General features: G+C 47.2%; 23 protein-coding genes and 2 riboswitches. Of the genes, 10 read left to right on the forward strand and 13 right to left on the reverse strand.

Features of this window, described 5'->3' with window-relative positions:
• Window positions 1–18 precede the first annotated feature (18 nt).
• On the reverse strand, window positions 19–648 hold the full coding sequence (locus tag AF331_RS04245; RefSeq protein ID WP_053426906.1) for a 5-bromo-4-chloroindolyl phosphate hydrolysis family protein: 630 nt from the start codon (window positions 646–648) through the stop codon (window positions 19–21).
• 253 nt (window positions 649–901) lie between these two features.
• Between AF331_RS04245 and AF331_RS04250 the strand changes: the two genes are divergently transcribed.
• On the forward strand, window positions 902–2,080 hold the full coding sequence (locus AF331_RS04250) for a D-alanyl-D-alanine carboxypeptidase family protein (RefSeq protein WP_082346855.1): 1,179 nt from the start codon (window positions 902–904) through the stop codon (window positions 2,078–2,080).
• A 309-nt stretch (window positions 2,081–2,389) separates the two neighbouring features.
• Here AF331_RS04250 and yidC read toward each other — a convergent pair whose 3' ends face one another.
• From yidC to AF331_RS04265, 3 genes are all read right to left on the reverse strand, one after another.
• Window positions 2,390–3,160 carry a membrane protein insertase YidC gene (gene yidC, locus AF331_RS04255; protein WP_053426908.1) on the reverse strand — a complete coding sequence of 257 codons (771 nt, stop codon included), beginning with the start codon at window positions 3,158–3,160 and terminating at the stop codon, window positions 2,390–2,392.
• Between the two features lie 30 nt (window positions 3,161–3,190).
• On the reverse strand, window positions 3,191–3,475 hold the full coding sequence (locus tag AF331_RS04260; protein WP_148984335.1) for a hypothetical protein: 285 nt from the start codon (window positions 3,473–3,475) through the stop codon (window positions 3,191–3,193).
• 178 nt (window positions 3,476–3,653) lie between these two features.
• Window positions 3,654–4,106, reverse strand: coding sequence for a cupredoxin domain-containing protein (locus AF331_RS04265; protein WP_053426910.1), 453 nt, complete (start codon window positions 4,104–4,106; stop codon window positions 3,654–3,656).
• 135 nt (window positions 4,107–4,241) lie between these two features.
• Here AF331_RS04265 and AF331_RS04270 point away from each other — a divergent pair, with 135 nt between their 5' ends.
• Window positions 4,242–4,595 carry a DUF1033 family protein gene (locus AF331_RS04270; RefSeq protein WP_053426911.1) on the forward strand — a complete coding sequence of 118 codons (354 nt, stop codon included), beginning with the start codon at window positions 4,242–4,244 and terminating at the stop codon, window positions 4,593–4,595.
• A gap of 22 nt (window positions 4,596–4,617) precedes the next feature.
• Here the strand turns inward: AF331_RS04270 and AF331_RS04275 are convergent, their stop codons facing one another.
• Genes AF331_RS04275 through AF331_RS04285 form a run of 3 tightly spaced genes read right to left on the reverse strand, consistent with a single transcriptional unit; the run spans window position 4,618 to window position 8,364 of the window.
• Window positions 4,618–5,751 carry a Ger(x)C family spore germination protein gene (locus tag AF331_RS04275; protein ID WP_053426912.1) on the reverse strand — a complete coding sequence of 378 codons (1,134 nt, stop codon included), beginning with the start codon at window positions 5,749–5,751 and terminating at the stop codon, window positions 4,618–4,620.
• Complete coding sequence (locus tag AF331_RS04280) at window positions 5,748–6,857, reverse strand: GerAB/ArcD/ProY family transporter (RefSeq protein WP_053426913.1); 1,110 nt, start codon at window positions 6,855–6,857, stop codon at window positions 5,748–5,750. Before AF331_RS04280 ends, AF331_RS04275 begins: the two co-directional genes overlap by 4 nt.
• 34 nt (window positions 6,858–6,891) lie before the next feature.
• Window positions 6,892–8,364 (reverse strand): spore germination protein, encoded by a 1,473-nt coding sequence (locus AF331_RS04285; protein ID WP_053426914.1) that lies wholly within the window; start codon window positions 8,362–8,364, stop codon window positions 6,892–6,894.
• 291 nt (window positions 8,365–8,655) lie between these two features.
• Between AF331_RS04285 and AF331_RS04290 the strand changes: the two genes are divergently transcribed.
• From AF331_RS04290 to recQ, 3 genes are all read left to right on the forward strand, one after another.
• On the forward strand, window positions 8,656–8,871 hold the full coding sequence (locus AF331_RS04290) for a cold-inducible protein YdjO-related protein (RefSeq protein ID WP_048003775.1): 216 nt from the start codon (window positions 8,656–8,658) through the stop codon (window positions 8,869–8,871).
• A gap of 110 nt (window positions 8,872–8,981) precedes the next feature.
• The gene (locus AF331_RS23005; protein ID WP_258523399.1) at window positions 8,982–9,110 is read left to right on the forward strand and encodes a hypothetical protein; all 129 of its coding nucleotides are present in this window, start codon (window positions 8,982–8,984) and stop codon (window positions 9,108–9,110) included.
• Between the two features lie 124 nt (window positions 9,111–9,234).
• Window positions 9,235–11,328, forward strand: a complete 2,094-nt coding sequence (gene recQ / locus AF331_RS04295; protein WP_053426915.1) for a DNA helicase RecQ — start codon at window positions 9,235–9,237, stop codon at window positions 11,326–11,328.
• A gap of 48 nt (window positions 11,329–11,376) precedes the next feature.
• Here recQ and AF331_RS04300 read toward each other — a convergent pair whose 3' ends face one another.
• Window positions 11,377–12,978, reverse strand: coding sequence for an ABC-F family ATP-binding cassette domain-containing protein (locus AF331_RS04300; protein ID WP_053426916.1), 1,602 nt, complete (start codon window positions 12,976–12,978; stop codon window positions 11,377–11,379).
• Window positions 12,979–13,193: 215 nt separating this feature from the next.
• On the opposite strand from AF331_RS04300, the gene AF331_RS04305 reads away from it, so the two are divergent.
• Both AF331_RS04305 and AF331_RS04310 read left to right on the forward strand, forming a co-directional pair.
• Window positions 13,194–13,613, forward strand: a complete 420-nt coding sequence (locus AF331_RS04305) for a DUF4395 domain-containing protein (protein ID WP_053426917.1) — start codon at window positions 13,194–13,196, stop codon at window positions 13,611–13,613.
• A 104-nt stretch (window positions 13,614–13,717) separates the two neighbouring features.
• On the forward strand, window positions 13,718–14,227 hold the full coding sequence (locus AF331_RS04310; RefSeq protein ID WP_053426918.1) for a YhcN/YlaJ family sporulation lipoprotein: 510 nt from the start codon (window positions 13,718–13,720) through the stop codon (window positions 14,225–14,227).
• Between the two features lie 44 nt (window positions 14,228–14,271).
• On the opposite strand, the gene AF331_RS04315 is transcribed toward AF331_RS04310, so the two are convergent.
• On the reverse strand, window positions 14,272–15,564 hold the full coding sequence (locus tag AF331_RS04315; protein WP_053426919.1) for an NCS2 family permease: 1,293 nt from the start codon (window positions 15,562–15,564) through the stop codon (window positions 14,272–14,274).
• Between the two features lie 76 nt (window positions 15,565–15,640).
• Window positions 15,641–15,741: riboswitch (purine riboswitch) on the reverse strand.
• 192 nt (window positions 15,742–15,933) lie between these two features.
• Here AF331_RS04315 and AF331_RS04320 point away from each other — a divergent pair.
• The gene (locus AF331_RS04320) at window positions 15,934–16,794 is read left to right on the forward strand and encodes a CvfB family protein (RefSeq protein WP_053426920.1); all 861 of its coding nucleotides are present in this window, start codon (window positions 15,934–15,936) and stop codon (window positions 16,792–16,794) included.
• 120 nt (window positions 16,795–16,914) lie between these two features.
• On the forward strand, window positions 16,915–17,997 hold the full coding sequence (locus AF331_RS04325) for a C45 family autoproteolytic acyltransferase/hydolase (RefSeq protein ID WP_053426921.1): 1,083 nt from the start codon (window positions 16,915–16,917) through the stop codon (window positions 17,995–17,997).
• Between the two features lie 7 nt (window positions 17,998–18,004).
• On the opposite strand, the gene AF331_RS04330 is transcribed toward AF331_RS04325, so the two are convergent.
• Window positions 18,005–18,517, reverse strand: a complete 513-nt coding sequence (locus tag AF331_RS04330) for a glycosyl-4,4'-diaponeurosporenoate acyltransferase CrtO family protein (RefSeq protein ID WP_053426922.1) — start codon at window positions 18,515–18,517, stop codon at window positions 18,005–18,007.
• A complete protein-coding gene (locus tag AF331_RS04335) occupies window positions 18,514–19,611 on the reverse strand; it encodes a glycosyltransferase family 2 protein (protein ID WP_053426923.1) in 1,098 nt (365 codons plus the stop codon). The genes AF331_RS04330 and AF331_RS04335 overlap by 4 nt, the downstream gene beginning before the upstream one ends.
• A 136-nt stretch (window positions 19,612–19,747) precedes the next feature.
• Between AF331_RS04335 and AF331_RS04340 the strand changes: the two genes are divergently transcribed.
• The gene (locus AF331_RS04340; protein ID WP_053426924.1) at window positions 19,748–21,253 is read left to right on the forward strand and encodes a phytoene desaturase family protein; all 1,506 of its coding nucleotides are present in this window, start codon (window positions 19,748–19,750) and stop codon (window positions 21,251–21,253) included.
• 44 nt (window positions 21,254–21,297) lie between these two features.
• On the opposite strand, the gene msrA is transcribed toward AF331_RS04340, so the two are convergent.
• Complete coding sequence (gene msrA, locus AF331_RS04345; RefSeq protein WP_053426925.1) at window positions 21,298–21,828, reverse strand: peptide-methionine (S)-S-oxide reductase MsrA; 531 nt, start codon at window positions 21,826–21,828, stop codon at window positions 21,298–21,300.
• Window positions 21,829–21,856: 28 nt separating this feature from the next.
• Window positions 21,857–22,411 carry a PadR family transcriptional regulator gene (locus AF331_RS04350; protein WP_053426926.1) on the reverse strand — a complete coding sequence of 185 codons (555 nt, stop codon included), beginning with the start codon at window positions 22,409–22,411 and terminating at the stop codon, window positions 21,857–21,859.
• 166 nt (window positions 22,412–22,577) lie between these two features.
• Window positions 22,578–22,759: riboswitch (cobalamin riboswitch) on the forward strand.
• Window positions 22,760–22,814 lie beyond the last annotated feature (55 nt).

Below are 22,814 nucleotides of genomic sequence, written 5' to 3' on the forward strand. Positions count from 1 at the left end.
GGATTCCTCCAGTCGTCATCATTTTATCGTTTTTTGTTCTTCCAATCTTTTTTTGGCAAAATCCAACTCAAAGTGAAGGGTGTCCATGTCATCGGCCAGTACCTTGCGCAGATCCTGCTCGAGTGAAAGGGAGAGTTCATCAAGTGTCGTCTTCGTCTGTTGAAGGGATCTGAATGCTTCCTTGTCTTTCCCTGGTTGGGACGCAAGAAACGTATACTTTTCAGTGATTTCAACAACGGAATCAAGGTGGTAGTAGAAGAACGACTCTGCCTTGAAGAACCGCCGGGGCTCCCGTTTGGCAAGCTGGTAGATCCTCTTGCTCAATCGATTCAACTCAAGGATCTGCCTGAAGGCCCCAAGTGATCTAACCTTGAGCTGCTGCCTTTGCAATCTGTTTATTTTAAGTTTAGCTTCTTTTAGGTTCCTGGTGATGAAGAGATATTCCCTGCGGGTGATACCGTTCTTCTTAAGCCACACTTGCTTCTGGATCTGCTTCGTGGAATAGAAGGCGAGAAAGCTGGTACCGACGGCTGCCGGGACGGATATGAAAAATCCCAGGTCGAATGCCAGTAGATAGGTGAAGAATCCGGCTGCTCCCGCACCCCACCCGATTCCTGATCTCGTCAAGACTTGTAGAAATGTATTCATCTCATCTACCCCTTAAAAAATATGCTGACTGTCTATACGTTCCGGTGATAAAAAAGGTTTCATCTGCTGTCTCTATTGTAGAACAATCGCAGTGAAATTGGAAATCCGTAACCCTTGCGACCGCAAAATATGTCATTATCTGACAATATTCTTTCAATTTCTTAACAAATCACTGGGAATAGTGTTTAAGCACTTCAATTTTTTGATAGAATGATTGAGGTGTAAACATTGAAATGACAGGTGAGTGGACATGATGAAACGAATCGCAGCAGCCGCTTTATTATTCGGCTTATGTTCTGCAACGACAGCGACTGCCGAAGAGGCACCCGCAAAAAAACCAACAAATGTCTACAGCGAGACCGCTGTAGTTTTGGATACGAATACAGACAGCCTCCTTTATTCCAAAGATGCCGAGAAGAAAATGTACCCGGCTAGCATCACCAAAATCGCCACAGCCATCTATGCAATCGAGCACAGTGCCCTCGATGAAGAGGTGACGATCAGCCGAAAGGCAGCCAGCACTGATGGATCGACCGTGTACTTGGAAGAAGGGGAAAAGATGAGCATGGAACAGCTGCTCGAAGGACTTCTCATCAATTCCGGGAATGACGCCGCAGTGGCCATTGCGGAGCATGTCGCAGGATCGGAGGATGAATTTGTCGACAAACTGAATACGTTCTTGAAGGAAAAGGCAGGAGTGGAGCACACCCACTTTACAAACGCCCATGGATTATTCGACAAAAATCACTATACGACAGCCAAAGATATGGCAGAAATCACACGCTATGCCATGCAGAATGATACATTCAGAAGTCTTTTCGGCATCCAATCTATGGATTGGTCTTCAGAAAGCTGGGATACCACCTTGTACAATGCCCACAAAATGGTGAAGGGAGAGCTTCCTTACCCTGAGGTGACCGGTGGAAAGAACGGATTTGTTGATGAATCCAGGCATACCCTCGTAACAACGGCTGAAAAAGATGACGTTTCTCTTGTCGTCGTGACGATGAAGGCTCAATCTAAACCGGCCATATACGATGATACGAAGAAACTTCTCGATTACGGACTGGACAGATTCACTTCGGAGTACATCCCGAAGGATACGGTGTTCACATTCGATGGGAAGCGTTTCAGACTTACAAGTGACTTTCATTATACCCAGCCAATCAATGGCCGTATCAGCGAGAAAATGAGCGCGGACGGGCTTCTGACACTGTTTAACAGAGACGGGGACGAGATCACGTCCACGAAATTGGAACGGATCGACGCCTCCTCAGATCTGCAACAGGATCATGCCCTTGCAACAAATGGACCGGGAACCGTTCACAATGGCTCCCCTGAAAAAGGATATATCATGCTGCCATTTTATCTTTATCTCATCATCATGGTCATTGCAGGTACTACCTTTATGAGGAGAAGAAATGCTCAATAGCCCCTCCTTAAGAAAAAACGAGGGTTAGAAAAAATAATAAGATACCATTTCGTGACGGACACTTTCAGAGCAGGTTCTTTATACCGTTTATGATTACCATGTAAGACTTCGCTTTCCGCGGGTAGCCTGTGAGCCTCCTCGGCAAGCCTGCTGGGTATCAATTCAGCTACTCTTGCCGCAGGATTCTTCGTCTTGCACTCCAATCAACCGCTAGAAACATTTTAAAGGCTCATGAAACAAAATAAAAACCCGAAACCCTTTTCCAGATATAAGGAAAAGGGTTTCGGGTTTTACTATGACAAAAATTTATTACTTTGCAGGTTCTGATTCTTTCTCAACGGCCTTTGGTGCGTAAAGCTTTTTCCCGATAAGCGTCTGGACGATCAGGAAGGCTCCACCTGCTGCCCAGTAGAGGGGAAGGGCCGATGGCGCATTCAATGAGAATATGAAGATCATGACAGGTGAGAGAAGACCAAGGATCTTCATCTGCTTCTGCTGCTCAGGAGTCATGCCGATCAGGGTCACCCTCGACTGAACAAGGTAGACAATTCCGGCGATGACGGCCATGGCGATATTCGGTTCTCCGAGATTGAACCATAGAAATGAGTGATCGGCAATTTCTGTAGAAGAGCGTATGGCATAATACAGACCGATAAGAATCGGTGTCTGGATGATTAAAGGGAGGCAGCCCATGTTCAGTGGATTGACGCCATGCTTTTGGTATAACTGCATCATTTCCTGCTGCAGTTTCTGCTGCTCTTCCTTATTCTTCGTTTCTTTGATCTTTTTCTGGATAGCCGTCATTTCAGGCTTCATCACGTCCATCTTCACTTTCATTTCCTGCTGATTTTTATAGGTGCGCAGCATGAATGGAAGCAAGATCAAACGAATAAGAATCGTGATTACGATGAGAGCCAGTCCAAAGTTTCCACCTAGGAATGTGCCGATCTCGTGAATCAGGTAGGCAAAGGGATTGACGAAATAATCATGGAAGAATGCCCCGTCAGTCGTAGCGCTCTGACATCCCCCGAGTGTGATGGCGGTTATGAGTACAAGTAATGATATCGTTAATTTCTTCAATGATGTGTTCCTCCTTGAGTAATTGGATTGTTAAATGGATAGACAATCCATGGAGGACGGTTCATCACTTTCTGCATGATAAAAGAGGAATTTCATCATTTTGATCAATCTGGTGCCGACCGTATCATTCTGGTCTGTCTGTACTTCCGCGACCCTTTGTACCCCATCGATCCGTTTATAGGGTGAGTGGGAATAAAGCTTGAACGGAGAAGGGAATTGATTCAGGAACAGGATCAGGATGAATAACAGCAGGATGCTGAAGTGGATCGGGCTCAGATAAAAATCAATGAACTCCTGCATAAAAAGAATAGACAATGGAGGTTGGCTCCTTTATTAAGAGGTCATACAAGTTAGAGTATACTTCTTCTGCAGGGAAAAATCCATGATTATCTATTGGATCTTGTCAGCCATTATCCTTCAAAGGACCGCCTCCACGCATTCACCAACCTCTGTACGGAAACACCGGAGTGAGGCACCCACGGGGGAATCCTCCTCATTGAACGACAATGTAAGCAATCATGGGACCGTTCTGCTCCATTGTCTCATGCAGGTCGCATACGAGTTTATAGGTCCCTGGATCGGCAAAGGTATAGTGCACCACTGTTTCTTCCCCTTTTTTAACCACTCCGGTCACATTCGTTCCCTCAATATGAAAGGGATGCTCATGCCCGTTCACTCCTAGGATCCGTAGTTCAACTTCTTTTCCGCTTTCAACGACGATGGTCCCGGGGTCCCATCGGTAAGCTTCGATCTTCTTCCCACCGGGGAGTTCTGAGGAGAATTCCCCAGTTACCAGTTGAAACACTTGGGCTTTGCCACCTGGGAGGGAAACGGTCGGATAGTCATTCCGATTCGATAAATACCATAGACTGGCTGCAGTCAATATCACCACCATCAGCAACCCTGTGATCAGGAATCTTCTTTTGGAAATGGAATAAAATTTCATGCGTTCACCCCTGTAGTGTTCTTGTCCTATAACTATGCATCGCAGGACGAGAACTTGTCTCCGGCCAGGGGATAGAATTGAAATGTTTGCATTTTCCTTGTTTTTTTGTACAATTTGGGGAGAAGGAGTGGGAATATGGAATCGAATTGGAAAGTGGTCAAAACGAAAAGCGATGCTGAACCATGGTGGTTCTTTGAAAATTGGGAACGTGATATCGTGGAAGAATGGACCTTCGACAATGACGTCGAGGCCATTGAAAAATATAAGGAACAGATCCACCATCACCGATCCCTATATCCGAATATGAAAGCCAAACATATTCATTCAATTGCCTTTTGGAATCCGGAAGAAATTGAATTCTGCGAGGCCTGTGATGATGATCTTCAGCTATTCATCGGTCTGATCCTGTTCAAAGACGGGAAGCCGGCGGAACATCTGCCATCCAATGAACTGACCGAGGATCTCCGTGACTATATAACCAATCAGTAGGGGCCGACCAGTGTCGGCCCTTTTAATTGATCACGCCGGTACGGACGATTTCATTTTCGACGTTCACATGGAAGGTTGCTTTTTTGTAAATGTCTGTCCATTGTTTACGGGTCAGATCCTGATGTCCCCTAACGCTCATATATTTCATCCCGAAACCGACGGGATCCGTATGATTTTCCTGCAGAAAAGAAAGGATCTCTTCTATGGACTCTTCCATCTTTTTGTTAATACTCCTTTCAAGCAGTTTGATGATTTTCGGGTTGCCAAGTTGAAGCTCCTCCGACATTTCCAGTAAGCGTGATTTGACCTTGAGGGTTATGTGGAAATCCGGCTCATCCCGGTCGGGCAACCGGATCTTGAAGGAAGACCGTATGCTGTCAAGGGTGATGAACAGATTCTCCTCCGATTGATCTTCTCGGTCCCATTTGGATAGATGATCCTTGAAGGCTTCTAATGGCACACCCAATTCCACACTGCCGACTTCATTATTCTCAATAAGAGAGCGTATATAGAAAAATTTCTCCTTCCCGACGCTTTGGACATAGCGATCTTGATCGAATAGAGCAAATCCCTCCACTCCCAGGTCTCCATTCGTGATCGACAGCATAGGCAGGATTGCATCCTTACCTACGCTTCCGTAGTCTGTAACGAATTCCTGCAGAGTCGGAGCGATGATCGCATCCCCTTCTACATTCTGCTGGATGAGATTATAAAGATACGTCCCTGTATTGGAAGGTTCTTCTTTCAAGGGGAACGTTAAAATTTCTTCAGCAGTCGATTCCGCCACAGCCAGGTACACCATATTGCCAATGGAGGAATCCCTTTCGAGTGTATCCACAAGGTGAGCGATTCCTTCTTCCGCGATATCCCTTCCGTAGACCGCGACCCTGAGCTGTCCGGATACGAGTTTATGATCGGTATCCAGGTTTTGAGAGAGCCTGACTCCCTTGGATGTCCGTGCGGTCGTGGTCAATGTTTTCTCTACTTCATCCATTGATGGGTTGAATTGATAAAGAACGGTGGTGCCTTTGATTTTATCATCATCTGCTTTATCATAACCGACAGCCGTGATGAGCCCCAATTTTTCAAGATATTTGGTTTCTAAGCATCCTGTAAGCAAGAGCATGCTTGAGAAAAGAATACAAAGAATTTTCAAGAGTCATTCCTCCTCTTGATCAGTTTAGTCCTGAACTTTACCAGGATCAAAAGGATGAAAGGATAGACAAATGAAAGAATGAAACTTCCCGTAGCGATCCGGTCGGTAATCGTGTTAATGAGGGTCCTACTCTCCAGGAAGATGGAAACACCCCAAATCATAAGTGAAAAGATCAGGATCGTCTTCTTATGTGAGAGGTTGAAAGTCCGTTTCATACCCCTTACCGCACTCCAAAAGTAAACGCATATATTTGGAAGGATGATGAGCATCCAAAAGGACACGGCGATGAATTCAAAGCGCTCCAAGTTCGGGATCCTGAGGATTTTGAACATGGAAAGGACGGGCCAAATCGTTTTCATCAGTGTCTCATGAGAGAAGAAACCGATCGAAACGACGGTCAGTACCGTGAATAGGATCGTGGTATAACCTGAACCGATCAAGGCATATTTCAAGACTTTCTGCTTCTCTTTGATATAAGGATAATAGACAAAAAGGAGCTCGAAACCTACCATGGAAAAGCTGCTTTTATAAATCCCTTTCATCAGTTCATCCGTTGAAGCCGTCATGACCGGGAGCAAATGGTCAAAGCTCATGAATTTGACGGGGGTGTAGATCATGAACACGAGCCAAAAGGCAAATATGAAGCCGAGGAAGCAGATCCCCGCTACAACCCTGAAGCCTCCGCTCACACCATAGGCCAATAGAATAAGGAGGAGGCCCATTACGAGCCAAGGCTGGATCTTTGGGAAAATCCAGGCTTGGACCATTTCAATGTAATTCATCATGATGATGAAGGTCACACAGAGAAGGTAGACGATATAAATGCAATTGAAAAAGACACTCAGCCATTTTCCATAGACATCCTTATGGATCCCATAAAGATCAGCCGAGTCATACGACTTCATGATGGCGACCATGACGAAAAGCACCAGGCTGATAGTAAGACCCGATAGGAAAACACAAATCCAAGCATCCCTGCTTGCCTCCATGAAGACGACACGGGGGAGGCCGGCAATACCTACGCCGGTCTGGGCTGTATGGATGATGAACATGACCAAAAAGGCATTGATCATCGATTTCGGCTTGGGATTCAGATTGACTGTCATGATGACCTTCCTTTCCCACTCTCATGTTGTGCATTCATTTTTTATGTTTGATTTTCTCTTCCGGGATCCGTCCTGTATCACTAGGGTGATTGGTGACCGGTCGTTTGGATAGGAACTGATAGGGGAGACGGAAGAGACTGTATTTCAGATCCTGGTACCTGAACGGATAAGCTGGTGATAAATAAGGCCGTCCCAGTGTGGTAAGCCTTAATAGGTGGATGAGTAGGAAGCAGAAACAAAACATCATCCCCAGCCCTCCGTATAGACCAGCCATGACGATCAGTGGAAACCGGATCACCCTGACAGCCGTCCCGATGGCATAGCTTGGAGCGGTAAAAGAGCCCAAGGCGCTGATGGCGATGATGATAATCAGGATATTGCTTGTAAATCCCGCTTCAACAGAAGCCTGCCCGATCACGATCCCTCCGACGATACCCATCGTCTGACCCACTTTGGTCGGCAACCTTGCTCCTGCCTCCCTTAGTAACTCAATGATGAATTCCAATAGCAGCGCTTCAAAGACGGGAGGGAAGGGGACGTTCGAGCGCGATTGGCCGAGCGAGACAAGCAGTGCGGATGGAATCACCTCGTAATGATACGTAATGACGGCCACGTACGCAGGGGTAAGCAGGATCGAGAAAAAGATGGCTATGAAACGGACAATGCGGAGGAATGTCCCCATGTTCCAACGTAGATAGATATCTTCAGTGGATTCAAAAAAACTCAGGAAAGTGGATGGGCCGATGATGACCGTCGGACTCCTGTCCACCAGGACACCTACCTTACCATGCAGAAGTGAAACACTCACCCGGTCAGGGAGTTCCGTTGTAAGGAACTGTGGGAAAAACGTATAAGAATTATCCTCGATCATCTGGGTCAGGACCGTTGAGTCCAAAATGCTGTCCACTTCAATGTCCCGGATGCGCTGACGGAAGGTATTTACATTCTCTTCATCGGCAAGGTCCCTGATATAGACCATCTGCACCTTGCGTTTCAGCCGGTCGCCGACTTCGAAGGTTTCCACGCATAAGTTGGGGTCATTTACATTGGCCCGGACCAGATTGAGGTTTTGCGATATCGACTCGGTAAATGAAATCTTCGGACCGAAAACGAGTGATTCGGTTTCAGCCTTCTCCAGGCTCCTTGTACCCGGATCACTGATATCTGCTATCGTTGCATATTTTGATTCTTCTTGGAAGACGATGGCCGCACCGTTGAGAAGGTGACTGACTGCGTCATCGATGGACTCTGTGGTTGAAAGCCCACCGATGGAAATCACGTTACGGACTTCTTCGTCTGACAAAGGGTCAGGCCAGTCTTCAAGCGGCCTCAGTATGTGACTATGCAGAGCCTCTGAATCGATAAGGTCTTCCAAATACGCGATGGTGAAAGCTTGAGAGCTTTTCACCACATGCCTTAACACGAGATCGCTGCTGGTTTGTATTCGCCCATTCAAAGCGTCTGAAAGGACGCTGCCGAAAGGTTTCTGTTGTTTACTCCTGAACATGATTCACATCACCCTGACAACACTCATTTACCCTTTATCCTGCCCGGAGATCGGCATATTACCCTGGATAGCATCATAAAATGAGGGAGGAGATCTTGCATATTTTCCTTGGGTTTCATCCATACTAGGGGGGAGAAGCAGTGTTCACTATATTTAAAAGTAAAAGTATGGTACAATAGAAGTGAACCTAGAGCATATATTCATCAACCCTTACCATCTACAGCAGTTTTATTTTTTCCATGTTAGAAAGCTTAGCGGGAAAATCCTACTTATCTTAAAGGAGGACATTCAATGGCTTTTGGTCGTAGAAATCAAGTTGAGGAAGAAATTAAAACGGAAGAAACAAAAATTTGGGCTTGTTCCGCTGAAGATTGTAAAGGCTGGATGAGAGATAATTTCAAAAGCGAAGACACACCTAAGTGTCCATTATGTAAAGAAGACATGGTACAGTCAACCAAGGTTCTGCAGGTTGTGGATAATCCCCACCCTACCTTGAAGACTTCCTGATCGGAACCGACAAATGTCGGTTCTTTTTTCTTTTGCCCGCCCAAATGCTAAACGCTTTTCCGGGTAGGTGAATACACTGTATTGTATTCTGACTTCAAGGAGGGAGCACGGTGGCTGTGAAAAAAGAGAATGAGACAAAAAAGCCTGAAGAAACGCGTCGTACCGTATGGGAGCAATTCTGGAAAGGGACGGCACCGAACGAAGATAAAAAGGATTCCAAAGAAATCAAGTGGTTTTGAATGAGAGGCGGTATCACGGAAATCCGTGACCGCCTTGTTCATTTTTACTGTGGACTGTTTATTGGCAGATAGGAAAATCTGTTTTACAATTAGGGGAACACAATCATGACAGGAGGTCGAAGGTTTGCAGCAAGCAACGAATGTTTTAAAAGAGTATTTCGGCTATGATTCATTCAGAACCGGACAGGATGAAATTGTCCGACACGTTTTAGCCGGAAAAGACACCGTCGGAATCATGCCGACTGGAGGAGGGAAGTCCCTTTGTTACCAGGTCCCGTCTCTGCTCCTGGATGGAGTGACCGTCGTCATTTCACCGCTGATATCCTTGATGAAGGATCAGGTAGATGCCCTTATCCAACAAGGGATACCAGCTACTTACATAAACAGTACACTTACAGCAAGAGAAACGGATGAAACGATGGCTGGCTTGTCAGCAGGTGAATATAAGCTCCTTTATATCGCACCAGAGCGATTGGAATCAAGGAGTTTCCTTCGATTCCTCCAAACCTTGCCCATCCCCCTGGTAGCGGTGGATGAAGCCCACTGCCTCTCCCAATGGGGACACGATTTCAGGCCGAGCTACATGAACATCTCCTCGGCTGTGACCCAACTCCCGACAAATCCTGTTATCCTCGCTTTGACGGCAACGGCAACCCCACAAGTTCAGCAGGATATCCTACATCACCTTCACATTCGTGATGAGAATATGGTATTGACGGGATTTGAACGGGATAACCTGTTCTTCCAAGTCGTCAAAGGGGAAAATCGAAAAAAATGGGTTGAAAACTATGTTAAAAAGAACAGGGATCACTCAGGGATCATTTACTGTGCCACAAGAAAGGAAGTCGAAGCTTTGCATCAGCTTCTCGAGCGGAAGGGGATCGCGGTCGGCAAATACCACGGTGGTTTGTCCGATAGTCTCCGTGAAGAGCAGCAGGATGCATTCCTGAACGACTCGATTTCCATCATGGTGGCCACGAATGCCTTCGGAATGGGCATCAATAAATCGAATGTGCGGTATGTGATCCACTATCAACTGCCGAAGAATATGGAAGGCTATTATCAGGAAGCCGGACGGGCAGGTCGTGATGGAGTCGATAGTGAATGCATACTCCTATTCGCTCCTCAGGATATTCAGACTCAGCGATACATCATCGAGCAGAATATTTCACCCGACATGCAGATGAACGAAATGCAAAAGCTCAGGGAGATGATTGATTTTGCCCACACTGAATCATGCCTCCAACAGTATATCCTCACCTACTTCGGAGAGGAGGGTGATGCAAGATGCGGGAAATGCAGCAACTGCCTTGATGATCGTGAACAGGAAGATGTGACGGTCAGAGCTCAGATGGTCCTGTCCTGTATGCTCAGGATGAATGAGCGATTCGGTACCTCCCTGATTGCCGGGGTCCTGACCGGATCAAAGAATAAAAAAATCAAAGATTGGCGTTTTGATCAGCTTTCCACATACGGACTCATGAAAGACCAATCGCAAAAAGATGTCTCCCTTTTCATTGAGTATCTGATCGCCGAAGGGGTGATTGCGGTAGAAGGGGGGAGCTACCCCATCCTTAAAGTGTCTTCAAAGGGAAAAGAGGTCCTGTTGGGGCAGCGGTCGATTTCAAGGAAGATTCAAAAGACCACGGTCAGGGTCATCCAGAAGGAAGATCCCCTCTTCGAATCACTACGTCAAATCCGGAAAGAATTGGCAGAAGGAGCTGGGGTTCCGCCATTTGTCATCTTCTCGGACAAGACGCTTCATGACATGAGCGATAAGCGCCCTAAATCAAGGGATGAATTCCTCGATGTGAGCGGAGTGGGACAGAATAAGCTCGTTAAATATGGAGATGCGTTCCTGAAAGGAATTGCAGACTTTGAGGAGAGGGCAGTCATGGAGGAAGAGCCCGGAGAATGGATGGAAGAAGAGGGGCCTTCACATATCGTGAGCTATCAGCTGTTCATGGAAGGATACGACCCAAAGCAGATTGCATCACGTAGAGGTATGAGTTCGACGACGATTGAGAATCATATCGCCCGTGCCTACGAAGAAGGGGTAGGAAAGGATTGGACGCGCTTGTTTTCAGAAGAGGAGGAAGGGTTGATCAGGGGGGCAGTGAAAGAGGCAGGCTCGGATAAACTCAAGCCTATCAAAGAGCTCCTACCTGATGAAATCAGTTATTTCCAGATCAAAGCATTCCTTGCAAAAAAGACATGAAAAAAGCCTCGCCGGAAACTTGATGCTTCCGGCGAGGCTTTTATTTTATCAGGCTTTTTGTGCCGCTCTCATTTCAAGGAATTCATCATAAGAAGATTCTTTGTCGATTAGTCCCTCATCGGTAAGTTCAATGATGCGGTTTGCGATCGTTTGGACGAACTGATGGTCATGGGAAGCGAAAATCATGGCGCCTTTGAAATTGATCAACCCATTATTGAGGGCAGTGATGGATTCAAGGTCCAAGTGATTCGTCGGTTCATCGAGCATAAGCACGTTCGATGAGCTGAGCATCATCTTCGACAGCATACAGCGTACTTTTTCCCCTCCGGAAAGCACGCTCGGTTTTTTCAATACTTCTTCTCCGGAGAAGAGCATGCGGCCAAGGAATCCGCGCAGGAACGTTTCGCTCTCATCATCTGGTGAATATTGACGAAGCCAGTCGACAAGGGTCTGTTCGCTACCTTGGAAGTACTTCGAGTTATCGTTCGGGAAGTATGCCTGACTCGTTGTGACACCCCATTTGAAAGAACCGCTATCCGGCTCCATCTCTCCAGCGAGGATTTTGAAAAGGGTTGTTTTGGCAATTTCATTCTTACCGACAAGGGCAATCTTATCTTCCTTGTTCATGATGAAGCTGACATTGTTCAGTACCTTCACGCCATCAATCGTTTTGCTGAGGCCTTCTACGCGAAGGACGTCATTTCCGATTTCACGTCCGGTTTGGAAGTGAACGTAAGGGTAGCGCCTTGAGCTTGGCTTGATATCATCAAGGCTGATTTTCTCAAGGGATTTTTTACGGGAAGTCGCCTGTTTCGACTTGGATGCGTTGGCACTGAAACGCGCAACGAAAGCCTGGAGCTCTTTGATTTTCTCTTCTTTTTTCTTATTTTGATCCTGTGCCATCTTTAGAGCGAGCTGGCTGGACTCATACCAGAAGTCATAGTTCCCCACATAAATCTGGATCTTGCTGAAATCAAGGTCCGCAATATGCGTACATACTTTATTCAGGAAGTGACGGTCATGGGATACGACGATGACGGTGTTCTCGAAATTGATCAAGAAGTCTTCGAGCCACTGGATTGCTTGAAGGTCAAGGTTATTCGTCGGCTCATCAAGAAGCAGGACATCGGGTTTGCCGAATAGTGCCTGTGCAAGGAGTACTTTTACTTTTTCTCCACCGGTAAGCTCCGACATCAGCTTTGTATGGAGGTTTTCACCGATTCCAAGACCCTTTAGGAGGATCGCGGCTTCTGACTCGGCTTCCCACCCATTCAATTCTGCAAACTCACCTTCAAGTTCCGCTGCTTTCATGCCATCTTCATCAGAGAAGTCCTCTTTCATATAAATGGCGTCTTTTTCCTGCATTACTTCATAAAGGCGGCTATGTCCCATGATGACTACTTTCAGGACTTCATGTTCTTCATATTCAAAGTGATTCTGTTTCAAGACAGCGAGTCGCTCACCTGACCCCATGGAAACATGGCCGGTTTGGGATTCGATCTCTCCTGATAATATTTTTAAGAATGTGGACTTGCCGGCACCGTTTGCACCGATCAAGCCGTAACAGTTCCCCGGTGTGAATTTTATATTGACGTCCTCGAATAATTTTCGGTCGCCGAAACGCAAACTTACATCTGATACTTGGATCATGTATGAAACCCTCCTAATACTCAATCTAAAAGATTATACCATGCATAAGACTCAAAAAGATAGGGAAGTCGGCTCTTTTGGCCATTCATGCAGTTTTACTCCCAAGTGATTTGCCAAGGGATGAGTGAGTTGAGAGATGGAATAAAAGTTTTGCTATTTCTTTAGCCACGATGTATGATAAGTAACAAAACAAATCGGAAAGGTCGGATTTGTATATGAAACCGAAAACGATTCCCAAACCTCTTGTCCAGTTGAATCAGTGGAGCATCATCCTTTTTGTTCTCAGCTTCTGGTTCTTTCAGGTGGAGCATTTCCTTCTGGTCCCATTGGCAGCCAATGCCTGTGGTGCCTTTTTAGGGTTCAATCCGATCGTAAAAGCGGGCAGGGCGTTTTTAAGAAAAGATGCCTCCAGCTATATTCAGGAGGACGCAGACCAACAAAGGTTCAACAGTACGATTGCAGTGATTTGTCTGGCTGCGGGCTACACATCCTCCCTTGCAGGGTGGTCGGTCGCTTCGGTCGTGTTCACCGCTCTGGTATTCGTATCGGCTGCCGTGGCATTGCTGGGCTTCTGCATCGGTTGCTTCATTCGATTTCAATGGAAAAGGTATCAGTATAAACGATCAAATGGATGAAATGAAAGCGATCCTGGGCCATAAACCCAGGATCGCTTTTTGTATGAATAGGATGTTCACGATCGGGGATAGTAAGGAGGAATACGAACTAGGAGGAAAGAAAAATGAAAAAATTGATCCTTACGGGAGCATCGATCTTGATGATCTCCGCAGCAGCAGCTGGATGTGCTTCAAAAAACGGCACAGATAAAGAAGGTATGAATGACAACCTTCAAAACGTGAACTATGACAACCAGGCCGAACGTGACTATAACAACAATCAAATGAATGATGGAATGATGAATGATGGGAACTACTCCATCTCTGAGGAGGCGGCCAATAAAGTTGCCAACCTTGATAACGTAAAGAGCTCCTATGTCATGGCGACCGACCATAATGCCTATGTAGCGGCAGTCCTTGATAATGGAAAATTGAGCAAGGACCTTGAAGACAAGATCACGAAGCAAGTGAAGGAAACAAATGGAAGCATCCATAACGTCTACATTTCAACCAACCCTGCATTCGTTGACCGCATGAAGGATTATTCCGGCAAGGTGAAGAACGGTCAGCCGATCGAAGGCCTCGGAGAAGAAATCAGTGGCATGATCCGAAGCGTATTCCCGAATCGCAACTAATAAAAGAAAGAGGACCGGATGAGATTCCGGTCCTCTTTCTTTATTCATGAGACGGCGAAGAATAAGATGAACAGTGCCGCCAGTACATACATGATCGGATGAACTTCCCTGGCCTTTTTCGATGCGATCATGGCGAAGGGATACAGGACGAATCCTGCAGCAATACCTGTCGCGACGCTTGAAGTGAGTGGCATCATGATAATGGTTAGGAAGGACGGGATGAAGATTTCGAGCTTGCCCCAGTTGATGTGTCGGACTTCCGTTGCCATCAAGGCACCGACAATGATGAGGGCGGGCGCAGTCACTTCTGGTGTGATCACCGAGAGGATCGGCGAGAAGAACAGGGCAACTGCAAATCCAAGAGCAATGATCACGGAAGTGAAGCCCGTTCTCCCTCCTACAGCAACTCCTGCAGATGATTCTACAAAAGATGCCGTTGTGGAAGTCCCGAAGATGGATCCGGCAACACCAGAGGCGGAATCAGCCAGCAGGGCGCGTCCGGCATTCGGTATCTGGTTGTCCTTCATCAAACCTGCTTGACTTGCGACGGCAATCAAAGCACCGGCTGTGTCGAAGAACGCCACGAATAGGAAGGTGAAGATGACGGCGAAGATCTTCAGTGAGAAGATATCGCCGAGGTGACTGAACACGACGCCGAAGGTAGGTGAAAGACTCGGTACCGCTCCAACGACGGAATGAGGCACGTCGATTTGTCCGACAATCATGCCGAGGATGGTCGTGATCACCATCCCGTAGAAAATCCCTCCCTTGATGCCTTTCACAAGGAGCATCAAAGTGACGATAAAGCCAAAGACAGCGAGCAGTGCTCCCGGTGCCCCGAGGTTTCCTATAGACACAATGGTATCTGCATTCGCCTGGATCAGCCCGGCATTTTTAAAACCGATGAAGGCAACGAAGAATCCGATACCCCCGGCAATAGCGAATTTCAGATCGGATGGGATGACGTTGATGATTTTTTCGCGTATTTTCATCAAGCTCAGGATCATGAAGATGATGCCGGCAATGAAGACACCGGTCAGTGCTGTTTCCCAAGGGACACCCATTCCGATACAGACAGAAAACGTGAAGAAGGAGTTGAGCCCCATACTTGGTGCAATCCCAACAGGGAAGTTAGCCAACAGTCCGATCAGGAGCGAACCCACGATGGCAGAGAGCGCAGTAGCGGTGAAAAGGGCACCTTTGTCCATGCCTGTCTGGCTTAATATAATCGGATTGACAACCAGAATATATGCCATGGATAGGAAGGTTGTAATGCCTGCCAATGTTTCTTTACGGTAGTTTGTACCACGTTCTTCAAATTTGAAGAATGCTTTCATAATAACCCTCCTAGGATGAGAACAATAAAAAAACCCCGGCCCCAGACCAGAGTTTACTCTACAAAAGGAATGTATATGAAAACATTCATCTTCTTGTAGACAAGCCATTTAGGGTAGCTGGTAGAAACGTTCAAGCCATATTCTTGAACTTATACAAGGGTTCATGTATTTTATTATAATCAGAATAGATGAATCATATCAAAATCATTCGAAATGGGTCAATATATGTGTTAAATGTTCTTTTTTTCACTCTTTTCTAAATTGATTCTTTATTCCTAAATGGTCGCTCGCCCTATACATAAGATAGGAAACAGGCTATATTTAGGGAATACGATTATTTAATACTTGTTAACGGCAGGAGGAAATACAATGTCTTCATTAAAACCGGGCGTGGTAGCGGAGCTGACAGCCGACCAGGAAATGCCATACGGATTCTTTTTAACCGATGGTGAAAATCGAGTGCTGCTTCACCACTCTGAAATGACCGAAGAACTTCAAGAAGGGGATGCGGTAACTGTGTTCCTTTATCATGATAAAGAAGTAAGACTGGCTGCGACGATGCGTATTCCTAAAATCCAGGTGGGATATTACGGTTGGGCAGAAGTAGTGGATAAGCATGAGGATCTCGGTGTATTCGTCAATATCGGTCTTCCAAAGGATATCCTGGTTTCAGGTGACGATCTACCGAAATTCTTTTCACTGTGGCCGGAACCGGGAGATCAGCTGTTCATGACCCTGAACCGCGATAAGCAGGACAGGCTATATGGCCGTCTGGCAACGGAGAACATCATTGAACAGGTGGCTAGAAGAGCGTCTTCCGAAATGAACAAGGCCAGCATCCAGGGAAGGGTTTACCGCCTCTTACGAGTGGGCACATTCTTCTTGTCGGAGCAGGGCTATCGCTGCTTCGTCCATGAAAATGAGCGTCGCGAAGAACCGCGCCTCGGTCAAATGGTCGAAGGGAGGGTCATCGATGTGAAAGAAGATGGTTCCCTCAATGTATCTTTCCTTCCATTAAAGCAGGATAAGATGTCTGATGATGCCGAGATCATCTTCGAATACCTCCTTGAACGTAACGGCTCCATGCCTTATTGGGATAAAAGCCTTCCTGATGAGATCAAGGATCGTTTCAATATGAGTAAGGCATCATTTAAGCGGGCACTGGGCATGATGATGAAAGAAGGCAAGATCTATCAGGAAGATGGCTGGACCTATTTGAAAAAAGATTGACGGAAAAGGAGCGGCAAATTCCCCGCTCCTTTTTTTACATTGACGTCCGTAGGGGGTTCAACGAATGGATCCTGCATTTCCTGAGACTGGTGAAGCCCATATGAAAGGAAGGCGACCTGTATGCAATTGGTCAAAGCAAGTGTCATTGGTTCAAGAGGGACGCCCTATGCAGTGGGAGTGGACCTTGGGAATCAATTGAAAGAATCCCCCCTTTACGCTTTCCATCTGGAGAGAAGGAAGAAGTCCCGGAATTCCTATGCGACAGAACTGTCTGAGGTGAGGAATCTCTACATGCAGTATGATCCTTCTTTGTGGGAGGAAATCAACGGGTTTGCCGAAGGAATCGGTTGGTCATTGGAAGAAACGGTCCATGAGTATTCAGGATATCAGGCAGACTGGCCCGTATCCGGATGTTCGGCACTGGCAAAAGACGGGATCTATGTCCGCAACTATGATTTTCATCCGAAAACCTATGAAGGGAGGTTGCTCTTGACTCAAACAGAAGGAGCCTATTCGAGCATCGGATTTTCGGGCAGGGGGATCGGCCGTATCGACGGCCTGAATGAAGAAGGTCTCGCCCTGGGCTTTCATTTCGTCAATCGCGTGAATCCAGGGAAAGGCCTCATATGTACGACATTAGCGAGAATGGTCCTTGATACATGCGCCACAACGGAAGAAGCGGTCTCACTCCTCAGGGAACTTCCCCACCGTCAAAGCTTCAATTATTCCATCCATGATCGAAGGGGGAAATCGGCAGTTGTGGAAGCAAGCCCGAGAGGTGTGCAATCCTATCAATCCGATTTCAGTCTTGTCTGTGCCAATCATTTTCAATCCCCTGATCTTCTGGCGGAGAACCGTTTTCACATCTCTGAGTCCAAAGAGCGGTTGGGGCATTTGAATGACATGATGGAAGGTCCCATTACTCTAATAGGGGGATTCGAAAGCTTTCATCATGAAGAGAGCAGGATCTTTAAAAAAGACTATGAGCAGTGGAACGGGACAATCCATACGGTAGCATTCGACTGCAGAAACCTATCGGCCGTAGTGGGCTTGGGGAGCGGATCCCGGGGTGTGGCCATCGATTTTTCAAAGTGGCTGAAGGGAGAAACGCTCCGCATAAAAAAAATCGTCGGAAGATTTCCGGCGACGGAGGTATTTCACTTCATGGAGAGGGAGAAAGAACCGGGGAGGTCGAGCGATTGATGGCGTTTCATGGTGGAGGACTTCCCCGGTCCTTATGCTTAAGGTGCACAACTCCAAGGGAACTATGCATGATCGGTTCATCACCCCGCATGATCCCCAATAGCCTCTTTCGATTATACCGTTGAATCAGGATCAGAGGCAGGTTGAATGCGATCCCGTATGCCCCCATCCACCAGCCGACCCCCCCTCCGCCGAACAGGATGAAAAATGGGGAGGGGATAAGCTGGAGCCAATGGCACAGCTCTGCCCGGTTCAATTCGGCGAGGAAGCGAGTCCTGCCGCCATGACAGTTGAGGCCGATTTCTTTCTTTGAGATCCCGTTACGGAACCATCCCCCTGCATCAGGGAACCAGCTTTTCCACCTCCGCACCGCCAAGACCTTGAACCACCCGGCTCCTTCGAAATCCCTCGGTTTGAATATAAGTGTAAGGCGAAGGAGGGTCCTCTCCTTCAGGCGTGAACAGCCATAAGCCGACAAGAGGTGGATGCCCACCCACGCCAAGATATAGTAAAGGATCATTTCATTTTTTCGTCCTTCCCTTTATCAAGGACAATATACCGTCCTTTCCATTTAACCTTCCTCTTCAGAAACGTCTGCAGGAATGAGTGGGTGAACACAAGGAGGAAGAATAGTAGATGCACCGGAAATAGAAGAGTATCCAATAATGAAAAGTTTCCGATCATCCTGGCAATCAAATATAGCTGCAAAGCGAGGATTCCATATCCTCCTATATAAACATAAGGGGCTTCCATCACCCGGTCGAAACCTTGGGCAAGCAGGGACACCATGGTGCCGATCCACACGCATGTGACTATCGTCGCAAGTGGTTGTCCCGATTTCGCTCCGGAAGCGAAGCTTTTGGACCAACCTGCAATCAGCTCCTTGATCCCGCCTTCATACATCCTCATGTTGACCGCTCCTTTACCACTCAGCGCACGCACCCTCTCTCCGCTTCCTGAAGCCTTCTTGGCGAACGAGTAATGCTCGACCACCTCCTGTCTCATGTCTTCATGACCACCTAGTCGTTCATAGCTTTCCCTTGAACAGATCATGCACTGACCGTAGCCGCCACGAGCCCTGCCCAGGAAATGAACAGAGGCCATGATGATGAGCTGGAAGAAAAGGGAGAACGGTTCATGACTGTGCTTCATTACGTGATAAGGCTGGATCGTGAGGATGCCGGAGGAATGTTGTTCTTCATATGCCTCACAAAGTTTGAGAAGTCCCGAACTCCCGAGCCATGTATCGCTATCCAAGAATATCAGGGTATCTCCACGCGCGACCTTTGCCCCGTTCCAACACGCCCACGTTTTACCTGCCCACCCTTCAGGTGGAGGGGGGGCATCTACGATCTGTACCCCATAAGAACTTGCCACCTCTTTCGTCCTGTCCGTTGATCCATCATTTACGACGATCACTTCAAAGGGGGTGGCCAGTTGTGTCGAGAGGCTTTCAAGAAGCCTGCTTATGGTGTGTTCCTCATTCCGTGCAGGTATGATGACAGAACATTTTTTTACAAGAAATGCTTTTTGGACATGAATTTCCTTCTTCAATCGGTGAACCTTTGGGAATAAGACGAACGTCAGAAGAATGGCAGTGATCCAAAGTATCATTTCATACACCTCTATCAGTCATTTTTACTGCCATTTTAGTCATGAACGCTCGTCTCCATACCTTTAGTCGATTAGATTCTGTGAAAACTGGCTAGAATGGGTAGCGGATAAACCTGATATTGAAGGAGGAAGAAGTATGAAGAGGAAAGTAGTCATTGTCGGTGGAGGTATTGCAGGGATGTCTGCGGCCATCAGATTGGCGGCGGAAGGACATGCGGTGACCATCTTGGAGAAAGGGGAGAGGCTTGGTGGGAAACTCAACCAGCGGAATGGGAAAGGATTCACCTTTGACACGGGTCCATCGATCCTCACCATGCCGTGGGTCTTGGAAAAGGTGTTTGCCCATGCGGATCGTGATGTGCATGATTATATTGAAATCGTCAGGGTCGATCCGGGCTGGAGGACATTTTTTGAAGATGGGAAGGTCATCGATTTGTCAGCGGATCTGCCCACCCTGCTTGCTGAGATCAAAAAGCAGTCCCCTGAAGATGCCGAGCAGCTGTTTCAATACCTCTCCTATGGCAGTAAGATGTATGAGTTGACGATGAAAAGCTTCTACAAAAAAAGCATCAGCGGTCTTCAGGATCTGCGGATGATGCACGGGGTGAAGGAACTTCTCCAGATGGATCCCATGAAGTCGATGGATGCCGCCACCCGCAAGTTCATCAAGGATAAACATCTGAGGCAGCTGTTCAATTTCTTGATCATGTATGTAGGGTCATCTCCGTATCAATCCCCTGCGATCATGTCCCAATTGACTCACGTTCAATTGGGGATCGGTGTGCATTACGTCAAAGGCGGGATGTATAAAATCGCAGAAGCGATGGAGAAACTCCTCGGTGAGCTTGGTGTCGACGTGAGGCTTCGTTGTGAGGTGGAGGATATCGTGACGACGGGTAGCCGCGCAGAGGGTGTACGAACGAAGCTTGGTGAGGTGGTTCCTGCAGAACTCGTCATCTCCAATCTCGAGGCGATCCCAGCCTATCAGTCACTTCTCGGTGAGCTGCCTGAAGCGAAAACGGAAGTGGAGCAGCTGAGCAAGTATGCACCATCCGTATCTGGCCTGGTGATGCTCCTTGGCGTAGACAAGACGTATGACCATCTCTCTCATCATAACTTCTTCTTCAGTGAAGACCCGAAGAAAGAATTTCATCAGATCTTCGAAGAAAAGAAAATGGCGGATGATCCCACGGTCTATATCGGGATCTCATCAAAAACGGATCCTTCTCAGGCACCTGCGGGAAAAGAGAATCTATTCATCCTCACACATGTGCCTCCATTGAAAAAAGGAGAAGACTGGAGCCGGCATGAAGAAGCATACAGGGAAGTGATCCTGAACAAGCTGGAGCGCATGGGTGTGGAAGGGCTCAGGGAACACATCGAGTTTGAATACACCTTTACACCGAATGATATTCAGAAGCTTTATGGGTCGAATGGCGGTTCGATCTATGGAACGGTGACGGATCGGAAATTGAATGGAGGCTTCAAGGTTCCGAATAAAAGCCGGATCTTGTCCAATGTATATTTTGTGGGGGGATCGACCCATCCAGGTGGAGGGGTCCCGATGGTTTCTTTGTCAGGACAACTGACGGCAGAGCTGATCCTCGAGGAACAAGCGAAAGATGGAAGAGCCACTGGATAATAAAAGGCCGCGTGGATGTTTACACCCACGCGGCCTTTTTGTGATCATTCTTTCCAGTTTTCCTCGATGAATTCGTCCCTCCCGGACTTGGAACGGTCTTTCTTGTATTCATCCGGATTTGTTTTATAGAAGTCCTGGTGATAGTCTTCAGCAGGATAAAAAGTGGAAGCAGGGAGAATCGCCGTCACGATGGGTTGTTTAAACCGGCCGCTTTCTTCGATCTCTTTTTTTGTGGCTTCTGCTGCAATCCGCTGATCTTCATCATGATAAAAGATGGCCGTGCGGTATTGATCACCACGGTCCTGGAATTGGCCGCCATCATCCGTTGGATCGATTTGTGGCCAATATAACTCCAGCAGCCGTTCGTAAGGGAAGAGCTCGGGATCATATGTGATCTGAACCGCTTCATAGTGACCGCTGTTTCCTTCTTTCACTTCTTTATAAGCCGGGTCCTTGATGTGCCCTCCCGTGTAGCCGGAAACGATTCCGTGTATACCCGGCAGCTCATCAAAAGGCTTCACCATGCACCAGAAGCATCCGCCTGCGAATGTTGCCAAATGTGTATGTGCACCCATCAATTCGTCCTCCAATTCATAGTAGTTGTCAAGATTCCGTATTTTCAGGAAGAGATTGAATCTCCTTTATCGCCCAGTCACACCAATCGACATACATTTGCGCGTACCTGATTCCATACTCCGCAGTCAAATATTCTCCAACCTGCTCATACCCGGGCTTTTTGCCTTGAAACGTCTGTTCCTTCCACTGCCCGGTCCCGGTGACCACCATTTCGTTGTGCGCCTTCATCCGATGAAGGAGAGAGATGGCTTCTTCTTTTGAAATAACGTGAAAGGCAGAAGTCTTGATCAGGAACTCATCCTTGATCTTGGCTGGTTTGCTCTTGGTATGGATCATCCATTCGATCAGGTGGCGTTCTCCATCAGGGGTGATCGTGTATACCTTCTTATTGGGGCTGCCTTCCTGATAGACGATATCATGAGTGGTCAGATGTTCTTCTTCCATCTTCCCGAGTTCCTTGTAAACCTGGGAGTGGGTAGAGCTCCAATAGTAGATTTGCTGTGTTTTGAATGTATGGAACAGGTCATAGCCCGTCTGAGGTTGCTTGGCCAATAAACCGAGCAATGCATATCGAATTGACATAAAAAAACTCCTTATCATGTTGACGCGCTGGGCCGATGAATCTCTCAATATGGTCCATTATATCATGAATGGATTCTCAAAGCCCTTCGAAGACGGCATTCGACATGCTGGATGTGAAAAAAGATTCACTATCCTTGTAAACTTGTGTATAATTCTGAGTGGATAATCTTACATAACGATCATGGGTGAGGCGCTCGACGCCTCATAATAGGGAAGCCGGTTCAACTCCGGCGCGGTCCCGCCACTGTAAATGGGTTTGCTCCTTCAACGCCACTGTTTCTGAGAAATGGGAAGGCGAGGGAGCGCATATTCATGAGCCAGGAGACCTGCCCATGTTCTGATCACACCGTCTACGCGGATAGAAGGGTGTACGGTGCTTGATGCATTTTACACTAACATCCCT

Origin of the sequence: Rossellomorea marisflavi, from assembly GCF_001274775.1 — a bacterium.
GTDB classification, from domain to species: domain Bacteria; phylum Bacillota; class Bacilli; order Bacillales; family Bacillaceae_B; genus Rossellomorea; species Rossellomorea marisflavi.